Raw genomic sequence first — 22,271 nt, forward strand, 5'->3', positions numbered from 1 at the left:
GGACGGGTCAGGGGCAGGGGGCGGGGACGCGGTGCGTGATGGCATCCAGCTGCCCGTACGCACCTGTCCAGGTGAGGGTGATGTCATAGGCGCCCTCGGGCGCCGCGGGGTCGACCGCCACCGCGGCGGGAGGCAGATGCGACCCGCTCGCCGCGCCCGAGACGCTCACGACGTCGGCGATGTTCTCGGGCAGGCATTCGCGGAACTGGACGTTGACGATCGTGGGCACGGTTTGGGCGGTGATCTGCACCGGTGCCGAGCAGTACCCCGTCACGAACGTGTGGCATGCCTGTGCGAGCACCTGGGCGGGTGCGGTGTCGGCGGTCAACGAGAACTCCGAGCGCCACGTGCCGTAGACGTTGTACTGTGCCGCGAACCCGTCGCGCACCGAGATCGACGGTCCGCGTTCGAGCGGGTAGGAGTACGAGTTTCCGCTCTGGTTCGGCGTCGTCGCGACGCGATAGCTCGTGTCACCTCCGGGGCCCTCGACCGACGTGAAGGTGAACACCTGTGTGGCAGAGGTCTCGCTGACGCCGTAGCCGTTCGAGGCGCATGCCTTGACGTTGTACAGCTGGTACTCGACCAGCCCGTCCAACGAGGGAGAGGGGGATTGCTTCTCGGCTCCCGACACCCGGAGTTCCCCGCTGGGGCCGGCCGTGCACGAGACGGTGCCGGAGCGCCACGCGACGTAGGTCACGTTCACGCCGAGCGCGCTGCCGTTCGCCTGTGCTGCTCCGGTGCCAGGAGAGGCGATGCTGATCGAGGTGTTGGACGACGGCCTGGCATCCGTGTGCGACGGATCGAAGAACACAGTTCCCGCCACCGTCGCCTGCGTGGTGAACGCGCCACCCTCGTTGCCCGCGTTGCCGGTCGGCGGCTGGAACTGGCTGATCGGCACGATCGTGAGCGTCTGCGCACCCGGAGCGAGCGTGATCTGGGCCGCCGTCGTTCCGCCCGTGCGATCGATGACCTGCCCCGTCTCCTCGACGCGGAACGAGCGCGCGTCATCGGGGGCATCGATCGAGAGGCTCACGACACCCTGTGTCCGGCTGGTCGTGCCGGCCACATACACCGGCGTCGCCGTCGCGTTCGACACCGTCGGCGCCGCGTACGCCCAGCTGGTGTGCGCGGAGGTCGGAGCCGATGCACCGACGGAGTTGACCGCGGATGCCGTGAACGCATGCGGTTCGCCGTTGACCAGGCCGTTCACCGTGCAGCGGTACAGGCCGCCACCGGCCGGCCCGCACGAGGCGTTCGCGGCCGCGCCGTCCTGCTGGATCGTCACGCCGGTCACCGAGGGGTGCGCGCGTCCGGCCTCACCGAGCGGCACCTCGAGCACGACGGTCGAGCGCGTGTACCCGACGGTCGTGACGCTCGCCGGCGCCTGCGGGTAGCCCTGCAGATCGAGGGTGAGGGTGCCCGTGCCGGTGCGGCCCTGAGCATCCGCCACCACGAACGGCACCACGCACTGCCCGCCGGGAGCCTGCCCGCCGCCGGGCCAGCTCGCGGTGATCGCGCGCTCTCCCGACGCGGCGAGCGTCGCGACGTCGCACCGGGCGCCGGAGCCGAGCGACACCAGCTTCAAGCCGGAGCCCTGCTTGCCCGCGAACGGGTCGTACTCGCCGGCGATGTCGACGACGTCGATCGAGCAACTGGGGCTGGTCACGACGCACTGCTTCGTGAAGGTCGCCCCGCGCGGAGCATCCGGCGGCGCCGCACCGACGACCAGACGCACGGATGCCGCGGCCTCGCCGTACTGCGAGACGGTCACCTCGACGGCCTCGGCGGAGCCGGGCCGCGCGTCGGCGTGCGCCTCGACGGTGAGCGTCGGGCCGTTCTGCGTGACCGTGAACGAGGCGCCGCTGTAGACCGTGCGGAAGTCGAGCGAACGGGCGTCGCCTTCGCGGCCGCCCTCCCAGCTCGCCATGTTCGCGTAGAGGTCGAAGTCCGCGCTCGCGCCCGGCGCGACGGTGTGGGCGATCGACGAGAGCAGCAGTTGCGGCTCGGCGGGACGGATGCTGATGGGCACGTCGATGTACGACCAGCGCTCCTGGCCCTGGAGCCGCACCGGCACGAGGCACGTGTCGGACCAGGGCGACTCGCGGCCGGCGCGATAGGTCGCCTCTCCCCCGCCTGCGGGGAGGCAGACCGCGGCGGCGCGCTGCGTGGTGAACTCGCCCGTTCCGATCTCGACCGCGTCGCTCGCCGCGAGGTCGAGGTAGTCGGCAACGGTGAACGTCGCCTCGGCGTCTTCGTCGACCACGACCGGGGTCGCGCCCGGCGTGATCTGCACCTGCATGTCGTCGAACGCGGGGATGTGCAGGAACCCGTAGGCGACGACGTCGCGTCCGCCCGCAGCGGTGCCCGTGAGCTGGAACGGCACGAGGGTGCCCTCGGCCGGGGCCGCGCCGACGATGCGGTCGCCCTGCGCCGAGAAGCCGGGCTGGTCACCCCAGAGGCTGAGCTTCAGCGAGCTCGCGTCGCCCGACGGCCAGCTGACCCGGTCGGTGACGACGTCGATGCCGCGGTCGGCGAGATCGTCGCGGTCGCGCGCGGTGAGCACCGTGTCGGCGACGGTGGGCTGGTCGGTCACGGCGCCATCGGTCACCGAGACGACGATGAGGCCCTGCGCGGTGCTCTGCGTGCGGCTCGACGTCACCGTGTAGAAGTAGGAGTTCGTGCCCGCCACGTCGCCCGCGCGCAGCACGACGCGTCCGTCTTCGAGCGACGTGTCGGGGTCGATCAGCGACTTCAGCCGCTCGTAGAGCGGGTTGCCGGCGACGGGCGGAGCGTTGGGCACCAGTTCGGTGATCTCGAGGTCGCCCTGCGCCGGGTCGAGATCGTTCGCCCGGGGGTCGAGCACGATCGGCGTCGACGACCCGGCCTCGACGCGCACGTAGTCGCTGAAGGTCACCGGGGCCGCATCGTCGATGTCGGCGTCGAGCACGCCGATCCGCACGAGTCCGGTGCCCGTCTCGCCCTGCGGATCGCGCACGGTGTAACGGAAGGTCGCCTGGCCGCCGTCGACGCCTCCGGCCGGAGCGCGGTAGACGATCGAGTCGCCGCGCGCCGAGATCGTGGCCGTGCCGGCGCCCTTGCCGGGCTGATCGATGCCGGCGAGCACGACGCGGTCGCCGTCGCTGTCCATCCCGGTGGCGGGCACCGACAGCGAGACGGTCTGCCCGCTGAGCACCCGACCGGTGAGCGTGGTGGGCGTGGGAGCACGGTTGGTGCCCGGCGGCACGACGGTCACCGTCACGGCGCCGTCGTCGGAGAGGGACGGGTTGCGCTCGAGCGACACCGAGTAGGTGAGCCGGTACGTGCCGGGCGTCGACGGGGCGAGATAGCGGAGCGCGTTGCCGTCGGCGAAGACGAGCTCTCCCGCCTCACCCGAACCGGTCACCTCGGGCTGCACGACGAGGGGTTCGCCCCGCGGTGCGACGTCGTTGGCGGTCACGTTGATGCGGGTGAGCGACCCCGCCCGCACGGTGATCGCGTCGGGGAAGACGATCGGGCGGGTGACGGTCGACGGCGGCGTGAGGAAGACGGTGACCGTTCCCTCGACGGCCGCACCCGAGCCGTCGGCGACGGTGACGCGTGCACGGCCGATCACGCCCGGCTCGCCGTCGTCGGTCGTGCCGTTGACGCGGATGCTCTCGTTGTTGACGACGCGCACGCTCAACTGGGGCGACGAGCTCTCGGCTCCCGAGAGCATGAGCACGCGGCCCGTCGTGTTCTGCACGGCACTGAGCACGTCGACCGTGGTGTCCTCGCCCTCGCGCACGAAAGCGGTGAGCGGAGCCATCGCGAGGGGAGCCGCCCCGTCGACCGCCGTGATGCGGATCACGGCCGACTGCTCGGCCTGCGTCGTGGCATCCTGTGCGGTGTACGTCACGACGTACTGACCGGGCTCGGCGACCGTGAGCTCGACGTCGCCGGAGGCGAGGTTCGGCGCGACCTCGAGGCCCGCCGCCGTCGCCGCCGTCTGCACGGCGTCGACCAGGCGGTACGACCCGGAGCCCCCGGAGAGGTGATCGGAGATGCGGATCGACTGGGGCTCCCCCACCCGCGCGGTCAGCGCGACCGGCGAGGCGAGGAGCGCGGGGCTGCCGGTGACCTGCACGTCGAGGTTCTTCTCGGCGCGCGCACCGTGCACGTCTTCGACCACGACGGTCACGGGGATGACGGCATCCGAGGCGTTCGGGTCTGTGTGACGGATCGCGACCCGACCGTCGGCCATGGGAACGACCATCACGGGGGCGGCGGAGTCGGTCTCGTAGGCGTCGACGAGCACGAAGGGATCGCCCTCGGGGTCGACCCATCCCGACAGCGCCGAGACGACCGTGCTGCCGCCCGGAAGCAGCTGCGGTGTCGGCCACTCCTGCTGGCACGCGTCGACACCGCACCAGACCGGGGCGGAGTTCACCCCGGGATCGACGACGGTGAGCGTGACGGTGGCGGGCGGCGACACCGCGGCCCCGTCGGTCACGGCGTACGTGAAGGAGGTCTGTCCGCTCGTCGCGGTCACGTCGACGACGAGCGACTGTCCGTCGGACACGAGCGACAGCCGACCGAAGCCGTCGTCGCCGAGCCCCGCCGACACCGACTCGGGGTCGATCGTCAGGACGTCCTTCTTGTTCGGATCGTGGTCGTTGAGAAGCACGGGCAGGATGACCTGCTCGCCGGCCCGCACGCCGAACGAGTCGTCGACGGCGACGGGCGGCATCTGCTCCGCCACGTCCTCGACGATGATCGTGCCCTCCTGCTGCTCGGTGTCGTCGTCGATCGCCCACTGCTCGAGCGGGATGAGCACGCCGTCCGGTGCCGTCCAGAGCAGACCGGTGCCGATCTCGCTGAGCACCACGCGGTCGCCGTTGCCCTGGAAGACGGGTTCGATGGTCGCGGACTCGAGCGCGTCGTCGGGGACGGACAGCGACGTGGTCTCGCCGCCGGCCCACAGGGTGCCGGACCCGGTGTCGAGCCAAGCGGCGTAGGTCGTCGTGCCGACCACGACAGGGCGCGCGGGGACGCCGGATGCTTCGGCGATACGCTCCGAGTCGCCCGAGGCGAGCGCCACCGAAACGAGACCGTCGGAGTCCGCGACGACGACGTCGTCACCGGATGCCGCGCCCGCCTGCAGTCGTGCGCCCTCGGCGACGTCGATCGTGATCGGGGCGTCGGCGCCCGACGTCCAGAGTCGCCCTTCCGCGGCCTGGAGCATCGCCCAGCGATCGCCGACCACGGTGAGCTCGAGACCGTCACCGCCCTCGGGGGCGTCGGACACCTCGGCACCGTCTCCGAGGAAGCGGTGCTCATCGATGTCGAACCGGCGCACCGCGCCCTCTTCGGCCGAGTAGAGCGCGAGCACGCCCTCGGGCGAGAGGCCGATCGCATTGGCCGTGTACGACGGCGGGTCCTCGCCCTCCTCGACCTCGACCGCGGCGAAGGGGTCGACCAGAGCCGTGCCCGCCCCCGCGTCGAGGGTGGTGACCGAGACCTGTCCGGTGTCGGTGCGATAGGCCACGTACGGCCCGGCCGACACGATCTCGCGGGTTCCGGCCGGGGTCGGCTCGGAGGCGAGAGGAGTGCCCTCGTCGCCGGCATCCGCGATCAGGTCTCCGGGGCTCGCGGGATCGAGGTCCCAGCGCTGGCGGTTGCCCTGTGCGTAGAGCACGGCCGAGGAACCGCTCTGCCACACGGCTTCGGGATCGTCGACGTTGCGCACCGTGTCGATCTCGGCGAGGTCGGTGTTGACCCGCGCGTACTGGCCGCTGTCGCGCATGACCCAGACGGCCGATTCCAGACGGGGCACCTCCTGCGACTGGTAGCCCTGCGCCGTGACGGCGAGGGTGACGACCACGGCGAGAGCCGCGACGCCCGAGATCGCGGCGATGACGCGCCCGCGGGAGCGGGGCCTCGTCGCGGTGCGGTCGCGTTCGCCGATCGCCATCACAGGACCCCGGTGAGGAAGAGGATGCCGACGCCGACGCCCGCGATCACGACAGCGCCCACGAGCGCGCCGATCACTCCGGCGACGAGCGGAGAACGCGACGGGGCCCGGGTCGCGACCGGCAGGTCGTCGCGGTCACGGGCAGCGCCCTGCTGCTTCGCGGCGCGTGCGGCGCGACGGGAGTCGGGAGCGACGGTGGTGACGACGGGGCCGCGGGGCGCGGCATCCGAGAAACTGACCGGCGAGGCCGCGGCCCACTCGGCGGATGCCGCCTCGAAGGCGGTGGGCGCGATGCCGAGCTCGTACTGCGCATGACGCAGACGGTCGGCGAACGCGGCCATGCTCGGGAACCGGCGCGCCGGATCCTTCTCCATCGCCGTGGCGAGGATCTCGTCGATGACCTTCGGCATGCCCGCGATCGGCAGCGGTGTGTACTTGGCCTTCACGATGCGCTGCGTGAGCAGCTCACGCGTGTTCGACGCACGGTCGTCGCGCTCGAAGGGGCTGCGGCTGGAAAGGAGGGTGTACAGCGTCGCCCCGAGGCTCCAGACCTCGCTGGGTACCGAGCCCGACACCTTCTCCTGCAGCACCTCGGGGGCGCTCCACGGGATCGACATCGCGATGGTCTCGGAGTCGCCCTCGTCGAGCACCGCGGCCGCGATGCCGAAGTCGGCGAGCACCGGCGCACCGAGCGAGTTGATGAGCACGTTCGAGGGCTTGATGTCGCGATGCAGCAGCCCCGCCCGGTGCACGGTCTCGAGCGCGCCGGCGATGCGCACGCCGATATCGAGCACCTCGGCGAGCGGCAGCGGTGCCTTCTTGTAGCGGGCGCTCATCGTGTCGGGGCAGTACTCCATCGCGAAGTACGGGCGCCCGTCCGACGAGATCGACGCCTGATAGATCGTGACGATCGACGGATGCGCGCTGAGGCGGGCGGAGATGTCGGCCTCGACGTTGAACGCGCGCAGCACGTCGGAGTTCACGGCATCCGCCAGCAGCACCTTCACCGCGGCGACGCGGCGGGGCATGTCCTGCTCGTAGAGGAAGACGTCGGCGAATCCACCGGAGCCCAGCGGGCGCACGTAGCTGTAGCCCGACAGCACCGGAGGCGTGGAGGCAATCCGCTTCGCCACTCGCCCTCCCCCGGGAATTGTCATCGACGGGGGTCGCATCGAAAGCGCCGCGGCACGAGCGCACCGCGGGTTCCCCCGCGCACGAGTATAACCGCGACCGGCGACGCGCTCAGGCGCGCCAGCATCCCTCGATGTGATCGTCGACCATTCCCGCCGACTGCATCAGCGCGTACATGGTCGTCGCGCCGACGAAGCGGAACCCCCGCTTGCGCAGTTCCTTGCTCATCGCGGTCGACTCCGCGGTCACCGCCGGCACATCGGCGAACGACGCCGGGCGCGTGTCGGATGCCGGCGGCGCGAACGACCACATCAGCTCGTCGAGCTCGCCCTCGGCCATGTCGCGCACGAGTTGCGCATTGCCGATCGTCGCCAGGATCTTCGCCCGGTTACGGATGATGCCGGCGTCGCCCATCAGGCGCTCGACGTCGTCGTCGCCGAACTCCGCGACGACCGCCGGGTCGAACCCTGCGAACACCTCGCGGAATCGCGGGCGCTTGCGCAGGATCGTGATCCACGACAGACCGGCTTGGAAGCCCTCGAGCGCCATCTTCTCGAAGAGGGCCCGATTGCCGTGCAACGGGGTGCCCCACTCCTCGTCGTGATAGCGGCGGTACTCGGCGTCGTCACCCACCCAGCCGCAGCGCGCGCGTTCGTCGGGACCGGTGATCAACGAGCTCATGCCCCCACGCTAGCGGCGGGCACCGACACGGCCCCTCGCGGTGGGGCGCTTCGACAGGCTCAGCGACCCAAAGCACTGGGTCCCTGAGCTTGTCGAAGGGCCCACCCCGCGGACCTCAGGCGGCGAAGGTGGAGGCGTCGATCACGAAGCGGTAGCGCACGTCCGACGCGAGCACGCGCTCGTAGGCGGCGTTGATGTCGGATGCCGGGATCACCTCGATCTCGGCGGCGATGCCCTTCTCGGCGCAGAAGTCGAGCATCTCCTGCGTCTCGCGGATGCCGCCGATGTTGGAGCCGGAGATCGACTTGCGTCCGCCGATGAGCGATCCGACGAACAGGGGAAGCGCATCGGACGGCATCCCCACGCACACCATCGCCCCGTCGACGTCGAGCATTCCCAGGTACGATCGCAGATCGATCGGCGCGCTGACCGTATTGAGGATCATGTCGAACGAGCCGCGCAGCGAGCGGAACGTGTCGTCGTCGCTCGTCGCGTAATAGTGGTCGGCGCCCAGGCGCAGACCGTCGTCCTTCTTGCTCAGCGTCTGGGAGAGAACGGTGACCTCCGCTCCGAGCGCGTGAGCGATCTGCACGCCCATGTGGCCGAGCCCGCCGAGACCCACGACCGCCACCCGCGAATCCGGCCCGACCTCCGCGTGCCGCAGGGGCGAGTAGGTCGTGATGCCCGCGCACAGCAGGGGCGCGGCGACATCGAGCGCGAGCGCATCCGGGATCCTCACGACGAAGCCCTCCGTCACGACGACCTTCTCGGAGTAGCCGCCCTGCGTGATCGTGCCGTCGCGGTCGACGCTGCCGTAGGTGAAGACGGCGCCGTTGCGGCAGAACTGCTCCTCGCCGCGCCGGCACTGGTCGCACTCCCCACAGGAGTTGACCATGCAGCCGACACCGACGCGGTCGCCGACCGCGTGCTTCGTGACCTCGGCACCGATGGCCGCGACCGTGCCGGTGATCTCGTGTCCCGGCGCGAGAGGGTACTCGCGGGCACCCCAGTCGCCCCGCACCGTGTGGATGTCGGAATGGCAGATGCCGGCGAAGGCGACATCGATCAGAACATCGTGGGGGCCGAGCTCTCGCCGCTCGATCGTCGTCTTCTCGAGGGGAGCGGCTTCGGAGGGGGCGGCATAGGCGTTCACGCGGGTCATGCACACGACGTTACCCGCGCCGCCTGTCCCCTCTTCTCAGAGTCGCGTCTTCTCAGAGTCGCGGACCGCGGATCGCCGTCATCAGCAGACGCACGCCGAAGCCGGTCACGGCCACGCCGACGATCGCGCAGAAGACCATGGGCGGCCAGGCCCAGATCTCGGTATTGCGCCAGGGGATCGTGTCGGTCAGCACCCACTCGACCCGGATGCCGACGGCCACCACGGCGACGAGGAAGACCGCGCCGAACAGGATCACCACGGTGCAGGCGAGCACTCGCCCGGCCCGTGACGGCGCCGGGAGCGGGGCGTCGTCGTCGGGCGTGCCGTCATCGAGTGACGAATAGTCGACCTCGCGACGGAAGTACCGCCAGAGAAAGCTCATGCCGACGATTATCCCGTCTTCCGCGCAACGGCCCCGAGTCGATACGGTGAGCACGAGACTCTGGAGGGGAAGTCCCATGTACCGATCGTCCGCGCTCGCGCGTGTCCTGACCGTCATCGTCGCCGTGGTTCTCGCGCCCGTCGGCGCCGGACTCCTCGCCGGAGGGGGCCGGGTCTGGATGTCCTCGGTCTTCCAATACGCCCGTGAGCTCGACCTCGCGGAGCTGGCCGGACCGACCGCACTGCAGGTCCTCGGCATCCTGCTGCTCGTCGCCGTGGTGATCACGGGGATCTGGAGCTCGGCGGGTCTCATCGCGGTCGGCGTGCTCTCCCTCGCACCGATCGTCTTCGCGATGTTCCCGGCCGCGCTGATCACCTCGCAGCGCGCGGTCCGCCTCCCCCTCGAGTGGACCGACGGCATCATCTACGGCGTGCCGCTCGTGCTCTTCCCCGCGCTCGGAACGATGGGGGTGGTCCTGGCCCTCGCGCGTCGACGCCCCGAGACCAAGGGTGCGGGCCTCGGCATCGTCGGCGGCATCCTCGCCCCCGTCCTGCTCGCTTTCGGCGCGGGACTCCTCGCCTGGGGGATCGGAACCGGGATGCTGTACGCCTACCAGCGCTTCGAGATGGCCGTGCAGCCCGTCGCCGTGGCCTCGGTGCTCGGTGGGGTGATCCTCGTGGTGATCGGGATCGCGGTGACGCGCTGGTCGCCGTTCGCGCTCCTGCTGCCCGCGCTCGCGCTTCTCGTGGTCAACGCGCTTGTGCTTCTCCCTGACGTGTTCTTCCCTGCGCTGTTCCAGTTGCCGCGGGAGATCAGCAGCACGCTCCCGGCCCTTCTGCTCTTCGGCACCGGCACGGCAGTGGCTTTCTTGTACCTCTCTTATACGTTCGTGCTGCAACGGGTTCGCTCGCGGGCGCAGCAGACCCCGGCAGCCCCGGTCGCGGCTTCGTCGTCCGGGCAGCTCCCGGGTCAGCATCCGATCTACCCGCCGTCGCCCGCACAGTACTTCCCGGGCACGGGGATGGGTCCTGCGGCGCACTCCCCGGCGATTCCGACCTACCCGCCCGCCCCGGGCACCGGTCCGACCCGTTCATAACTCCGGAGAATCGGCGAAAAGGGCCCGATCACGCCGATCGGGCCCTTTTCCATGCAGTTCCTCCGGAGTTGTGAACCCCGGCTCAGTGCTTCTTCGCGGCGCGCAGCGCCTTCTCCTGGATCGGAGCCTCGCCCGAGGCTGCGAGGTCGGCGTAGTACGCGCGGGCCTCGTCCTGCCGGGCCTTCTCCGCACCCGAGGCGATCGGTGCGCGCACGTGCTCGGGCTCGTAGCCGAACGCGTTCACGAGGTCGAGCGCGTGCGGCCGCAGGCGGGCGCAGAGCCGGTCGATGTAGCTCGACACCGCCGCCGCGCGCTGCATCGACAGACGCCCGTTGATCAGGTGCCAAGCGAGGTGCTTCTCGATGAGCTGCAGACCGAAGAGGTCGCGCAGCCACGTGAGCACGGCCTTCGTCTGCTCGTCGTCGACGGTGTGCACGGCATCCGTGAACGCCTCCCACTGCAGCAGCTCACCGTGAGCGCGGGCCGCTTCGATGAGCTCGGCCTGGTTCTCGTTGAACAGGCGGGCGCCGAGCGCCTTGTCCTTCGCACCGGGACGCAGCCGGTTCGCGATGTCGGCGACCATCTGCTGCACGCGCTCGGTGAGCAACTGGTGCTGCTGCTCCTCGCGCAGACCGTTCTCGACCGACCGAGAGACCTGTCCGAGGTCGGCGACCGACTGACCGAACTGGCGCAGTCCCGCACCGTGGAAGAGCTTGCCGGCGGTCATCCCCACCGCGTACTTGGCGAGGGCAGCGGCATCCTTGCCCTTGAACTGGCTCGCGTAGTCGGTGAGCAGGCGCTTGCCGACGAGCTGCAGCAGCACGTTGTTGTCGCCCTCGAAGGTGACGTAGATGTCGAGGTCGGCGCGCAGTCCGACGAGACGGTTCTCGAACATGAAGCCCGCACCGCCGCACGCCTCGCGCGCCTCCTGCAGCGTGTCGAGCGCATGCCAGGTCGACAGCGGCTTGAGCGCCGCGGCGAGGGTCTCGAGGTCTTCGCGGTCGTCGGGGGTGTCGGTGCGCCCCGAGAAGACGCCGTCGAACTTCCGCAGGAACTCGTCGTGCGCGAAGATCTGCGCGTAGGTCGTGGCCAGGCGCGGCAGCAGGCGGCGCTGGTGCTTGCCGTAGTCGAGCAGCACGACCTCCTGCCCGTCGACGCCGTCGAACTGGCGGCGCTGGGTCGCATACGTGATCGCGATGTGCAGGCCGAGGGCGGATGCCCAGGATGCCGCACCGTCGAGCGAGACGCGCCCCTGCACGAGGGTGCCGAGCATCGTGAAGAAGCGACGACCGGGGCTGTCGATGGCGCTGGTGTAGGTGCCGTCGGCGGCGACGTCGCCGTACTTGTTGAGCAGGTTGGTGCGCGGGATGCGCACCTGATCGAAGCTCAGGCGCCCGTTGTCGATGCCGTTGAGTCCGCCCTTGAGTCCGTCGTCCTCACGGCCGATGCCGGGGAGATCGACGCCGTCGTCTCCGCGCAGCGGCACGTAGAAGCAGTGCACGCCGTGGTTCACACCGTTCGTGATGAGCTGCGCGAACACGGTCGCGGCGATGCCGTGCAGACCCGCGTTGCCGAGGTACTCCTTCGTCGCCCCGCGGAACGGGGTGTGGATGACGAACTCCTCGGTCGCGGGGTCGTAGGTCGCGGTGGTGCCGACCGCGGCGACGTCCGATCCGTGGCCGATCTCGGTCATCGCGAACGCGCCGGGGATCGAGAGGTCCATGATGCCGGGCAGCCACTTCTCGTGGTGCTCCTGCGTGCCGAGCTGCAGCACGGCCGATCCGAAGAGGCCCCACTGCACACCCGACTTGATCTGCAGGCTGGGATCGGCGACGACGAGCTCTTCGAAGCTCGCGATGTTGGCGCCGTTGTTCTCCTCGCCGCCGAGCGACTTCGGGAACGCTCGGTGCACGGCCTTCTTCTCGACGAGCAGGTGCAGCTGGCTGAGCACGCGCTCGCGGTGCTCGTCCTTACCGAGGTCGTCCTGCCGCCAGAAGGCGGAGTCCTTGATCATCTCGCGGGCCTCGCGGCGGGTGTCGCCCCAGGTCCCCAGCAGGAGATCGTTGACGCGGGCGACATCGATGGCGGGGCTGGTGGCCTCGACGATCGGGGTCTTCGTGGTGCGGACGGCGGCGTCGACCATGAGCATTCCTCTCGGAGAAGAAGGTGGAGTGCTCTTATCGTAGAACTCCGACAACTTCGGGCGAAGTCACCTGTACATCCTCTCCAACGCCCTGTCGGGATGTGCCCGCGTCGGGTTGTCGGTTGCTCACAGTCCGGCGTCGCTTCCACCTCCGCACGACCCAGAGCTGCACCTTGCGCCAGGTCACGTCGCGCACGAAGATCATGTCGCTGAAGATCATCACGAGCGAGAAGAACGGCAGCGACATCAGGATGCCGATGCCGGCGTGCATGCCCGTGATCGCGATCAGTCCGAAGATGCGCGTCCAGCGGTTGAGGAGCGTCAGCGGGAAGAGCAGTTGCATGTAGACGCTCAGCCACGAGGCGATGAAGATCGCCGGGGTCACGTGCCAGGCGATCTCGTTGAGCCAGGGGAACAGGATGAACTGCTCGAGACGCAACGGGTAGTAGGCGGCGATGCCCTCGGTCCACATCGACCCCTGCAGCTTCCACAGTGCGCTGGTGATGTAGACGATGCACAGCTGCGCGCCGATGAGGATGACGGCGACGTTGTTCGACAGCACCGGCACCCAGCGCGGCAGCATGTGGCCGCGGAACGAGAGCGGATGCTCGTCACGGGTCACCCGTCGACGGCGCGCATCGAGCGACCAGCGCCGCGACGTGTCGGCGAGCAGGAGGAAGAGGAGCATCACCCGGAACGTCTGGTAGTGCCCGGTGTTGAGCACGAGCGGGTTCGTCGACGCGTAGCCGAGCCACAGCACGACGAAGAGCGGCGCGATGATGCGCATCCGCCAGCCCAGCAGGTAGGCGACCGCGACCGCGAGCAGCAGGGCGAGCTTGAGGTAGGTGAACCAGTCCGGATCGCTGCGCGAGAACAGGATCGAGATCGGCCAGATGTAGGTGTTCACCCCGCTCGGTCGATACAGCGACTCTCCCCAGCGCGATCCTTCACCGAAGGTATAGGAGTAGTCCGGCAGATAGAGCAGGATGCTGACGATCGTGAGTCCCGCGAAACCGATGCGCATCACGGCGAGGCCGTAGGTGGCGTGCCGGCGATCGAGCAGCCAGTGGAGCAACGAGTCCCAGAGTCGGGTGACCGTGTTCATTCGGCATCCTCCTCGTCGCCGGTCAGCGAGCCGGTCACGCCGGCCGCTTCGGCCCAGTGCAGGAACGTGCGCGCGAACGCGTCTTCGCTCTGCTGCGACCAGTCGAGCACGGGGCGCCAGCCCAGCTGCGTATAAGAGGAGTCGGGGCGGACGGCATCCGGGTCGTTGCGGTCGTCCCACCGGATCACCGGACTGTAGACCGACCGGGTCTGCACGGCGAGGATCTCGCCGTCGTCGCCCCAGAGTGCGCGCGCCGCCTGCGTCGCGTACGACGTCGTGTAGTTCGTGGCGCGGATGAAGGAACGCACATCACCCGCGTTCGCATCGTCGGCCGCGAGCAGAGCCTCGTTCAGTTCGGCCAGGTCAGGGCTCGTGTGGAAGTTCTCCTCTACGACCGCCTTCTGCGCCTCGGTGAGCTTGCCGAACGAGGTCATGAGCTGCTCCGCACCGATCACCGTGAGCTGCTTGCGCAGCACGCGGCGGTACGGTTCGGCGAGTTCGATGGCCGTGACGTCGACCCACTTCGTCTCGACCCGCTCGCCGTCCGGCGTCTCGACCCACGCCCGCACCCAGAGGTTGCGGTCGGCGCTGGCCGGGTCGGGGGCGAAGATCCGGTAGTCCTGCACGAAGTAGGGCCGGATCCAGGCATCCGCCGCCCGACCGGGGAGCGCCTCGTATTTGACCTCCGTCGACGGGACGTTGAACACGGCGGTGAGAGCGATGTGCACCGCCGCCAGGAGGAGCGCTGCCGCGCTGGCGACCTTCGCCGCCTTCGGAATCGGCTGCGCTCTCGTCGACGTGTGGGTCATCTGCGTCCTCTGCTCGGCCTGCTGCGGAGACGTACGGCGGCACCCGAGCCGGGGGATCCCGGGTGCCGCCGATCGTGATCGGTCACGTCTTCGACGTCACCGACATCCGCCTCCTCCGCGCGCCGGCCGCGAGGGCCGCACCGGCCAACAGGAACGCCAGGCCCCAGACCAGCGACGGTCCGGATTCCGCACCCGTGGTCGCCAGACCCGACGGGGTCACTCGGAACTGGATGGAGACCGATCCGGACTCCGCTCCGGTGAGCGTCACGGTGTGGATGCCGAGATCCTGCGTTGCCGGGATCGTCCAGGTGAACGTCACCTGGCCGGCCGCGTTCGCGACCTGCGTGCCGAGGTTGAGCGGCGCGGACTGCATGACGCCCGTCACCACCTCACCCGGCCGGAACCCGGTTCCCGTCGCGGACTGGGACTCGCCCTGTGCGCGCTGCGGGTAGAGGATCGTGATCCCGAGCTCGGAACCCGGATCGGTTCCGGTGTCCGTGCCCGTGTCGGTTCCGGTGTCCGTGCCCGTGTCGGTGTCCGTACCCGTGTCCGTGTCGGTGCCGGGGTCAGCGCCCGGATCCGTGTCGGTGTCGGTTCCCGGATCCGTGTCCGTAGCGGTGTCCGTGTCCGTACCCGTGTCCGTGTCCGTACCCGTGTCGGTATCCGTACCCGTGTCCGTGTCCGTACCCGTGTCGGTGTCCGTACCCGTGTCCGTGTCCGTACCGGTGTCGGTGTCCGTACCCGTGTCCGTGTCCGTGTCCGTACCGGTGTCCGTGTCCGTACCCGTGTCGGTATCCGTACCCGTGTCGGTATCCGTGTCCGTACCCGGATCGGCACCCGTGTCGGTTCCCGGATCGGTGTCCGTACCGGTGTCGGTATCCGTACCCGTGTCGGTGTCCGTACCCGTGTCCGTGTCCGTACCCGTGTCGGTATCCGTACCCGTGTCCGTACCCGTGTCCGTACCGGTGTCCGTGTCCGTACCCGTGTCGGTATCCGTACCCGTGTCGGTATCCGTGTCCGTACCCGGATCGGCACCCGTGTCGGTTCCCGGATCGGTGTCCGTATCCGTACCCGTGTCGGTGTCCGTACCCGTGTCCGTGTCCGTACCCGTGTCCGTGTCCGTACCCGTGTCCGTGTCCGTACCCGTGTCGGTATCCGTACCCGTGTCGGTATCCGTGTCCGTACCCGGATCGGTACCCGTGTCGGTTCCCGGATCGGTGTCCGTACCGGTGTCGGTATCCGTACCCGTGTCCGTGTCCGTACCCGTGTCCGTGTCCGTACCCGTGTCGGTGTCCGTACCCGTGTCCGTATCCGTACCCGGATCGGTGTCCGTACCCGTGTCCGTGTCCGTACCCGTGTCCGTGTCCGTACCCGTGTCCGTGTCCGTACCCGTGTCCGTGTCCGTACCCGTATCCGTGTCCGTACCCGTGTCCGTACCCGTGTCGGTATCGGTACCCGTATCCGTGTCCGTACCCGGATCGGTGTCCGTGTCCGTACCCGGGTCCGTCACCGGATCGGTGTCGGTTCCGGTGGCCTCGACCACGAGGTCGGCCTCCACGGTGTTGCCGTTCACGTCCTCGCCGACCACTGTGTAGTCACCCGGCTCGGCCGTTCCCGGAACCGTGAGCTGCGTCCCCGCGGGCACCACGCCGTTCCCGTCGGTCGTGACGGTCACCGGAGCACCCACGGGGTCGCCTGCCGCATCCTCGATCTGGAACGTGACGTCGGTGAGCGGCGGCCACCCGTCGGAGGTGATGTCGGTCACCGCTCCCGGCGCGACCGGGCTGGTCACGTCGAGCGTCGGCGCGAACGCCTCCACCGTCACGTCTCCCTCACCCGTGTTGCCGTTCTCGTCGGTACCGACGACCGTGAAGGTGCCGGGGTCGGCATCGGCCGGAACCGTGATCGTCGTTCCGGGCGGAACGTCGCCGTTCTCGTCGGTCGTGACGATGACGGGCTCGCCCACGGGGTCGCCGTTCTCGTCTTCGAGCTGGAACGTGACCTCCGTCAGCGGCGGCCACCCACCCGACGTGATCGTCGTGGGCTGCCCCGGCTTCACCGGCCCCGAGAGCTCGACGGTCGGGGCCCAGGCCTCCACCGTCACATCCCCCTCACCCGTGTTGCCATCGGCATCCGTACCGACCACCGTGAAAGTGCCCGGATCCGCATCGGCCGGAACCGTCAGCGTCGTCCCCGCGGGGATGTTGCCATCGGCATCCGCCTCGACCGTGATCGGGTCACCGACCGGGTTGCCATCGGCATCCTCCAGCTGGAACGTGATGCTCGCCAGCGGCGGCCACCCACCCGACGTGATCGTCGTGGGCTGGCCCGGCTTCACCGGACCCGAGAGCTCGACGGTCGGCGTCCACGGCTCCACCGTCACATCCCCCTCACCCGTGTTGCCATCGGCATCCGTGCCGACCACCGTCAGTGTGCCGGGATCGGTGCCGACCGGAACGGTCAGGACCGTGTCAGCGGGGATGTTGCCATCGGCATCCGCCTCGACCGTGATCGGGTCACCGACCGGGTTGCCATCGGCATCCTCCAGCTGGAACGTGATGCTCGCCAGCGGCGGCCACCCACCCGAGGTGATCGTCGTGGGCTGGCCCGGCTTCACCGGACCCGAGAGCTCGACGGTCGGCGTCCACGGCTCCACCGTGACCGTCGCTTCCGCGGTGATCCCTTCGACGCCAGTACCGACGACCGTGTAGTCGCCCGGCTCCGTGCCGACGGGAACCGTGAGCACGGTCCCTGCGGGCACGTTGCCCTCGGCATCCGTCGTGACCGTCACCGGTGCACCGACGGGCTCACCCTCGCCGTCTTCCAGCTGGAACGTCACCGACGTCGCCGGCGGCCATCCAACCGAGGTGATCGTCGTCGCCTGACCCGGCTTCACCGGACCCGACGCCTCGACGGTCGGGGTCCACGGAGCCACCACGAGCGGCCCCTCGGCCGTATCGCCCTCGCCCTCACCGACGACGACGTAGTCGCCCGGGTCGGTCGAGATCGGGACCGTGAGGGTTGTGCCGGCCGGGATGTTGCCGTCGATGTCGGTCGTCACCGTGACCGGGTCGCCGACGGGATCGCCGGCCTCGGTCTCGATCTGGAACGTGACGTCGACCTCGGCGGGCCACCCGCCCGAGGCGATCGTGGTCGTCTGGCCCGGCTTCACCGGACCGGATGCCGTCAACTGCGGCGTGCCCGGAACGGCGAGCACCGTGACGGTGCCCTCCGCCGTGTTTCCGAACTCGTCCTCACCGGCGACCGTGTAGTCGCCGATCGCGGAGCCGGCCGGAACCGTCAGCGTCGTGCCCGCGGGGATGTTGCCGTCCTCGTCGGTCGTCACCGTCACCGGGGTGCCGACAGCGGCGCCGGTGGGGTCTTCGAGTTCGAAGGTGACCTCGGCCTCGGCGGGCCAGCCGCCCGAGGTGAGCGTCGTGGATTCTCCGACCGTGATCGGACCGGTCGCCGAGACCGTCGGCGTGTAGGCCTCGACCACCAGCGGCGCTTCGACCGTCTGATCACCGGCGGATGCCGTGATCGTGTAGTCGCCGGCTGCCGACGTGGGCGGAACCGTCAGCGTCGTTCCGGCGGGGAAGTCTCCGTCGCCGTTCGTCGTCACACTGATCGGATCACCGACCGCCGTTCCCTCCGCATCGGCGAGCTGGACGCTCACGGCGGTGTTCGCCGGCCAACCGCTGGAGGTCAGCGTGGTGGGCTGTCCCGGTTTCACCGGACTCGTCGCCTCGAGCAGAGGAGCGAGCGCGTTCGGCCCCGCTTCGGCTCGAGCGAGCACGAGCGTGCCCACCCCGCCTCCGCCGGCGATCGCGCCGACCGTGAGGACGAACGCCTCCTGGCTGTAGATCGGGCCGTTGTCGGGCTGCACGTTACCGCGGAGCGAGACGACGCCGTTGAGCAGGCTGACCGCCGGGGCGATCGCGGTGACGATCCCCGTAACCGCCGTTGTCACGGTGGGCACGACGGTGTTGACGACACCACCCGGTCCGAGCAGCACGGTGTTGATCGGCCCTGCGAGAGCTGCGACGAGCGTGCCGAGGGCGATCGGGACGTTCGCTCCCGCCACCTTGACCGTGATCGTGGCCGCCGGAGCGGGCGATCCCGGAGCGCCGGTGATGCTGCCGAGGGTCTGGTTCGTCACCGCGATCACGACGCCGGTTCCGAGGTCGATCGGCGTCGTGGAGCAGGTGGCGCCGGTGCCCACGACGCAGACGGTGCCAGAGATGTTCAGGACCGCGGCATTGAGCGTGGTGGTGAGCGTCGTGCGCACGAGCTCGGGAACCGTGCCGAGCACGTTCCCGACGCGGGTGATCAGGTTGTTGAGCACTTCCGCCGAGAGCACTTCCTCATCGACCTCGAGGCTGTTGAGTCCCCGGCCGGTCGTGTCCTCCAGCAACTCATCGAGATCGGCCGAAACGACTCCTGTTCGCAGGTTGACCGTCACCACGTCATCGCCGATGGGCGTGTCGAGGAGGGTGTTCAGCGCCTGATTCACCTGGGTGGTGATGGTGATGTTCAGGTTCGGGTTGCCGAGAATCGGCGCCAACGCAGCGTTGAGGCCCGCGATCGCACCCGCCAGGAGGCCGTTCGGTCCGGTGAGCGTGCCCACGGCCGTGTCGACGGTCGAGGCGACACCGCCGGTACCGACGAGCGTGTTCGTCAGCCCGGCCACCGCGGGAAGTTGGAGCGTCACCGTTCCTCCGGCGACGTTGTAGTCGCGGGAGACGGTCCCATCGCCCGCAAGAGAAACCTCGGAGCTGATCGCCCCGAGCGAGACGTCGAGGTCTCCGACGACGCTCGTCACCGTCGAGCCCAGCAGCCCCTGCAGATTGAGCGAGGCATTCGCCGGGTAGGCACCGGCGCCCGTGGTATCGACTACGCCGTTGTCCGCGACTGCCCCGGTCGCGGCGCGACTCGAGCCATCGGGATTCGAGGCGGAGTACTGGTTCGCCGCACCGAGCGTGAGGAAGTTCGAGAGCGCCGGCACGCTGAGACCACCCGGGACGCTGACACTCAGCGCGTTGAGCGCCGTGATGTCGAGGCCTCCGGTGTCGACGACGGGTTCACCCGTCGAGCCGTCGTTGGTCGTCTGCACCCCTTGCAGCGCCACGACGTCGTCGAGCGGTAGTCCGCCGAGCAGAAGACTGCCCGTGAGGAATCGCGAACTGGAGGCAGAATCGTCCCCTGGAGCTGCCACCGCCGCTGTCGGGGCGATGACGCTCCCGACCACCACTGCACTGATTGCTGCTACTGCGAGGATCCTGCTTTTGGGCAGAGTCCTCCTTCGTGTACTGCTCATTTGCCCTCCCGTGATGTCGAACGAAGTTCGTCGTCACTAGGCCCCCCCAGGAACCGGCTTCTTTACCGGTCAGGCGCAAGTAAGAGTGTTTCTACGGGAGATTTCGATGGTTGTCTAGGCGTTCAGTGAATTCCATTTCGAGAATATTCGGGGTCGCGAAACGTCGTTGTGCGCCCCGTGTCATCGACGGAGACGCTGGTGGAGAGGATCAGTTGGCGGCGATGACCGAGAGCACGGCGTCGCCGTAGTCATCGCGCTTCTTCGCTCCGATACCGCTGATGCCATCGAGGTCGGCGAGGCTCGCCGGGCGGTTCTCCGTGAGGGCTCGAAGCGTGGCGTCACTGAACACCATGTACGCGGGTCTGCCCAGTTCACGAGCGGTTTCCGCACGCCAGATCCGGAGGGCTTCGAAGAGTGGCCGGTCGTCGGCATCCACCGAATCCGCGGCCGTCGCTTTGCGCGCGCGCGTAGTCGTCGCACGCCCGATCGTGTCTTTGCGCAGGGGCACGGCGGTCTCGCCGCGCAGCACTCCGGCGGCCTGCTCGCCGGGTGCGAGGGTGCCATATTCCCCTTGCGCCATGAGAATGCTTCGGGCAAGAAGTTGGCGAACCACACTGCGCCAATCCTGATCCGAGAGATCGGACCCGATGCCGTAGGTGGCGAGCTTGTCGTGGCCCTGCTGACGGATGCGTTCGGTCGACGCTCCCCGGAGGATGTCGATCAGGTGCCCCGCGCCGAAGGCTTGGTTGCGCTCGCGCTTGAGGCGCACGATCGTCGAGAGCAGCTTCTGGGCGGGGACGAGTCCGTCGAAGGTCTCGGTGTCTTCGAGGCAGGTGTCGCAGTTGCCGCAGGGCTGCGACTCCTGGCCGAAGTAGCCGAGCAGGTTCTGCCGGCGGCACTCGACCGTTTCGCACAGGGCTAGCATCGCGTCGAGGTGCTGTCCCATGCGCATCTTGAAGGTGCGGTCGCCGGGGCTCTGGTCGATCAGGCGCCGCTGCTGCACGACATCGCCCAGGCCGTAGGCCATCCAGGCGACGGACGGCTCGCCGTCGCGCCCCGCCCGGCCCGTCTCCTGGTAGTAGCCCTCGACCGACTTGGGCAGGTCGATATGAGCGACGAAACGCACATCGGGCTTGTCGATGCCCATGCCGAAAGCGATCGTCGCCACCATGACGACGCCGTCTTCGCGCAGGAACCGCGACTGGTTGGCGGCCCGCACCTCGGCGGGGAGGCCCGCGTGGTACGGCAGGGCGTCGAGGCCCTGCGCGGCGAGATACGTGGCGGTCTGCTCGACCGACTTGCGGCTGAGCGCGTAGACGATTCCCGCGGGACCGGTGGCCGCGCCTTCGGCGGACTCCTGCGACTTGATGAAGGCGACGAGCTGCTTGCGCGGGTCGACCTTCGGCACGATCCGGTACTGGATGTTCGGGCGATCGAAACTGGCGACGAAGTGCTGCGCGGTACCGAGCTGAAGACGCTCCGTGATCTCCTGGTGTGTGGCGCGGGTGGCGGTGGCCGTGAGCGCCATGCGCGGAACCCCGGGGAACCGCTCGCCCAGGTCGCCCAGCGCGAGGTAGTCGGGGCGGAAATCGTGCCCCCACTGCGACACGCAGTGCGCCTCGTCGATCGCGATCACGCTGAGGGTGCCGCGCTGGAGGAGCGCCGTGGTCTGCGCGTTCGACAGACGCTCGGGGGCGACGTAGATGACGTCGAGCTCACCCGCGATGTAGGAGCGCTCGACCTCTGCACGCTCCTGCGGCGACTGCGTGGAGTTGAGGTAGGCGGCGTTGACGCCGTTGGCACGCAGCGCGTCGACCTGGTCGTGCATGAGAGCGATGAGCGGACTCACGACGAGTCCGGTGCCCTCGCGCACGAGCGCGGGAACTTGATACGTGATGCTCTTGCCGCCACCCGTGGGCATCAGCACCACCGCGTCGCCGCCGGCGATCACCTGATCGACGATCGCGGCCTGGTCGCCGCGGAAATCGTCGTAGCCGAAGACCGTGTGCAAGGCCTCGCGCGCGGTCGCGTATCGGCTCGGCGTGGCGCGGCGGGTGACGGGTGCGCTGCTCGGCCGCGGTGCGGATGCCGTCGACACCGGGGTCGTGGGGCCGGGGCCCCAGTCGAGGGGCGGCTCGAAACCGGCGCCCTGCGGCTCCCAGTCCATCGGCTCGGGCGGGGCGCTGGGCTCCCACCCGTCGTCGTAGGGCTCGTCGGCGTACGGCAGGTCCGCGTACGGGTCACGGGGAGTCTGCGGCATCCCTCCAGCGTAACGACCCCCGCCGACGCCGGCCCGCCCCTCTCCACAGGTCCGTCACCGGGCGGGCGCCGCCGTATCGGAGGAGATCTCACGCAACGCAGGAGCGTTTCCCCGTTTCCGTCCTGCAGAACGTGAGATCTCCTCCGGAGCATGCGCCGTATCCCCACACCCTGAGAGGTCAGAACACGCCGCCACGGCCCCGGGGCGCGCGGCGTGTTCTGACCCCTCACCGGGT

At 69.4% G+C, this 22,271-nt stretch carries 11 protein-coding genes; 1 reads left to right on the plus strand and 10 read right to left on the minus strand.

Features of this window, described 5'->3' with window-relative positions:
• Nucleotides 1-7: 7 nt before the first annotated feature.
• The 5 genes from KZC52_RS08200 to KZC52_RS08220 all read right to left on the minus strand — a co-directional run bounded on the left by KZC52_RS08200 (nt 8) and on the right by KZC52_RS08220 (nt 9,306).
• Nucleotides 8-5,950 (minus strand): Ig-like domain-containing protein, encoded by a 5,943-nt coding sequence (locus KZC52_RS08200; RefSeq protein ID WP_247623549.1) that lies wholly within the window; start codon nt 5,948-5,950, stop codon nt 8-10.
• A complete protein-coding gene (locus tag KZC52_RS08205; protein WP_247623550.1) occupies nt 5,950-7,083 on the minus strand; it encodes a serine/threonine-protein kinase in 1,134 nt (377 codons plus the stop codon). Before KZC52_RS08205 ends, KZC52_RS08200 begins: the two co-directional genes overlap by 1 nt.
• A 109-nt stretch (nt 7,084-7,192) precedes the next feature.
• Nucleotides 7,193-7,762, minus strand: a complete 570-nt coding sequence (locus KZC52_RS08210) for a DNA-3-methyladenine glycosylase I (protein ID WP_247623551.1) — start codon at nt 7,760-7,762, stop codon at nt 7,193-7,195.
• A gap of 115 nt (nt 7,763-7,877) precedes the next feature.
• Nucleotides 7,878-8,924: an NAD(P)-dependent alcohol dehydrogenase gene (locus tag KZC52_RS08215; RefSeq protein ID WP_247623552.1), complete on the minus strand. Its 1,047-nt coding sequence runs from the start codon at nt 8,922-8,924 to the stop codon at nt 7,878-7,880.
• Between the two features lie 52 nt (nt 8,925-8,976).
• On the minus strand, nt 8,977-9,306 hold the full coding sequence (locus KZC52_RS08220; protein WP_247623553.1) for a hypothetical protein: 330 nt from the start codon (nt 9,304-9,306) through the stop codon (nt 8,977-8,979).
• A gap of 76 nt (nt 9,307-9,382) precedes the next feature.
• On the opposite strand from KZC52_RS08220, the gene KZC52_RS08225 reads away from it, so the two are divergent.
• Nucleotides 9,383-10,402, plus strand: coding sequence for a hypothetical protein (locus KZC52_RS08225; protein WP_247623554.1), 1,020 nt, complete (start codon nt 9,383-9,385; stop codon nt 10,400-10,402).
• A gap of 82 nt (nt 10,403-10,484) precedes the next feature.
• Here the strand turns inward: KZC52_RS08225 and KZC52_RS08230 are convergent, their stop codons facing one another.
• The 5 genes from KZC52_RS08230 to recQ all read right to left on the minus strand — a co-directional run bounded on the left by KZC52_RS08230 (nt 10,485) and on the right by recQ (nt 22,036).
• Nucleotides 10,485-12,545: an acyl-CoA dehydrogenase family protein gene (locus KZC52_RS08230; protein ID WP_247623555.1), complete on the minus strand. Its 2,061-nt coding sequence runs from the start codon at nt 12,543-12,545 to the stop codon at nt 10,485-10,487.
• A gap of 34 nt (nt 12,546-12,579) precedes the next feature.
• The gene (locus KZC52_RS08235; RefSeq protein WP_247623556.1) at nt 12,580-13,650 is read right to left on the minus strand and encodes an HTTM domain-containing protein; all 1,071 of its coding nucleotides are present in this window, start codon (nt 13,648-13,650) and stop codon (nt 12,580-12,582) included.
• Nucleotides 13,647-14,459, minus strand: a complete 813-nt coding sequence (locus KZC52_RS08240) for a DUF5819 family protein (protein WP_247623557.1) — start codon at nt 14,457-14,459, stop codon at nt 13,647-13,649. Before KZC52_RS08240 ends, KZC52_RS08235 begins: the two co-directional genes overlap by 4 nt.
• Nucleotides 14,460-14,541: 82 nt before the next feature.
• Entirely contained in the window at nt 14,542-19,674 is a 5,133-nt protein-coding gene (locus tag KZC52_RS08245; protein ID WP_247623558.1) for a choice-of-anchor G family protein, read from the minus strand.
• A 310-nt stretch (nt 19,675-19,984) separates the two neighbouring features.
• Nucleotides 19,985-22,036 carry a DNA helicase RecQ gene (gene recQ / locus KZC52_RS08250; protein WP_247623559.1) on the minus strand — a complete coding sequence of 684 codons (2,052 nt, stop codon included), beginning with the start codon at nt 22,034-22,036 and terminating at the stop codon, nt 19,985-19,987.
• Between the last annotated feature and the right edge of the window lie 235 nt (nt 22,037-22,271).

The sequence above is a fragment of the Microbacterium galbinum genome (assembly GCF_023091225.1).
Lineage (GTDB): Bacteria > Actinomycetota > Actinomycetes > Actinomycetales > Microbacteriaceae > Microbacterium > Microbacterium galbinum.

Coding starts and splice junctions, on each gene's coding strand:
- KZC52_RS08235 (WP_247623556.1), bottom strand. CDS start 13,650: ATGAACACGGTCACCCGACTCTGGGACTCGTTGCTCCACTGGCTGCTC.
- KZC52_RS08200 (WP_247623549.1), bottom strand. CDS start 5,950: ATGGCGATCGGCGAACGCGACCGCACCGCGACGAGGCCCCGCTCCCGC.
- KZC52_RS08225 (WP_247623554.1), top strand. CDS start 9,383: ATGTACCGATCGTCCGCGCTCGCGCGTGTCCTGACCGTCATCGTCGCC.
- KZC52_RS08210 (WP_247623551.1), bottom strand. CDS start 7,762: ATGAGCTCGTTGATCACCGGTCCCGACGAACGCGCGCGCTGCGGCTGG.
- KZC52_RS08240 (WP_247623557.1), bottom strand. CDS start 14,459: ATGACCCACACGTCGACGAGAGCGCAGCCGATTCCGAAGGCGGCGAAG.
- KZC52_RS08215 (WP_247623552.1), bottom strand. CDS start 8,924: ATGACCCGCGTGAACGCCTATGCCGCCCCCTCCGAAGCCGCTCCCCTC.
- KZC52_RS08230 (WP_247623555.1), bottom strand. CDS start 12,545: ATGGTCGACGCCGCCGTCCGCACCACGAAGACCCCGATCGTCGAGGCC.
- recQ (WP_247623559.1), bottom strand. CDS start 22,036: ATGCCGCAGACTCCCCGTGACCCGTACGCGGACCTGCCGTACGCCGAC.
- KZC52_RS08220 (WP_247623553.1), bottom strand. CDS start 9,306: ATGAGCTTTCTCTGGCGGTACTTCCGTCGCGAGGTCGACTATTCGTCA.